Source organism: Nitriliruptor sp., from assembly GCF_040882075.1.
Taxonomy (GTDB): domain Bacteria; phylum Actinomycetota; class Nitriliruptoria; order Nitriliruptorales; family Nitriliruptoraceae; genus Nitriliruptor.
This window is the reverse complement of sequence record NZ_JBBEBZ010000010.1, coordinates 1-1,451: the sequence shown is the minus strand read 5'-3', so window position 1 is coordinate 1,451 and position 1,451 is coordinate 1. Positions and strand designations below refer to the sequence as shown.

The window sequence follows — 1,451 nt, the reverse complement described above, 5'->3', positions numbered from 1 at the left end:
GGCGAATTCAAGCGGTCGTCGCAGCACCTCAAGGTGAGGAGCTGGAATGGGACGTGCACCTGGGTGGGCAGCGAGAGCGACGGGACGAGCACCGATGCGGTCGCCGGGGCGACCGCCGGTCGCGCGGCGTGAACATCGGCAGCGGTTCTGGTTGGCGATCGCAGCCGGGAAGTCCAGCGAGGATGCCGCCGCGGTAGCCGGAGTGTCTCCGGCGGTGGGGAGCCGCTGGTTTCGTGAGGGTGGTGGCATGCCGACGATCAGCCCGGCCCCGCTGTCGGGGCGCTATCTGTCATTCAGCGAACGCGAGGAGATCGCCATCCTTCACGCACGAGGCGTCACCGGTCGAGAGATCGCCCGGCGCCTGGACCGCAGCTCGTCGACGATCTCGCGGGAGCTGCGTCGCGGCGCGGCGACCCGTAGCGGCCAGCTCGAGTACAGGGCGAGCCTCGCGCAGTGGCATGCCGATCGGCGTGGCCTGCGCCCGAAAACCGCCAAGCTCGCGGCGAACGAGCAGCTCAGGCAGTACGTACAGGACCGGCTCGGCGGCACGATCCAGCGGCCCGGCGGGGAGGTCGTGGCGGGCCCTGAGGTCCGGTGGATCGGACGTCGACACGGGCCACGGAAGCATCGACGCTGGGGCGTAGCGTGGAGCCCCGAGCAGATCGCGAACCGGCTGAAGGTCGACTTCCCCGATGACGAAACGATGAGGATTTCCCACGAGGCCATCTACCAGGCCCTCTACGTCCAAGGACGCGGCGCTCTACGCCGCGAGTTGAGCGCGTGTCTGCGCACTGGACGGGCGCTGCGAGTGCCTCGGGCACGCACCCACGCGCGAGGCAAGAAGTTCATCCCGCGCGAGTTGCTGATTACCGAGCGGCCCCCGGAGGTCGCTGACCGGGCCGTGCCGGGCCACTGGGAAGGCGACCTGATCATCGGGCTGGGAAGCTCCGCGATCGGGACCCTGGTCGAGCGCACCACCCGGTTCACCATGCTGCTGCACCTACCCCGCATGGAAGGCCACGGCCAACAGCCGACGGTCAAGAACGGTCCGCCGCTGGCAGGCCACGGCGCCGAAGCGGTCCGCGACGCGATCAGCGCCTCCATCGTCGATCTGCCCGAGCACCTACGTCGGTCACTGACCTGGGACCAAGGAGCGGAGATGGCTCAACACGCGCAACTGCGCATCGACACCGGCCTGCCGATCTACTTCTGCAACCCCCACAGCCCCTGGCAGCGCGGTTCGAACGAGAACACCAACGGGCTGCTGCGCCAGTACTTCCCCAAGGGCACCGATCTGTCCAAGCACTCCGCCGACGACCTCTCCGCCGTCGCCCTCGCCCTCAACACCCGACCCCGCAAAACCCTCGGATGGCGGACACCCGCGGAGGCACTCAACGACCACCTACGCTCTGCAGAACAGGCCGGTGCTGCGACGACCCCTTGAACCTAAG

General features: G+C 68.7%; 1 protein-coding gene. It reads left to right on the top strand.

The features are described from left to right. Nucleotides 1-46 precede the first annotated feature (46 nt). Nucleotides 47-1,444: an IS30 family transposase gene (locus WEB03_RS00750; RefSeq protein ID WP_368069062.1), complete on the top strand. Its 1,398-nt coding sequence runs from the start codon at nucleotides 47-49 to the stop codon at nucleotides 1,442-1,444. Nucleotides 1,445-1,451: the final 7 nt, after the last annotated feature.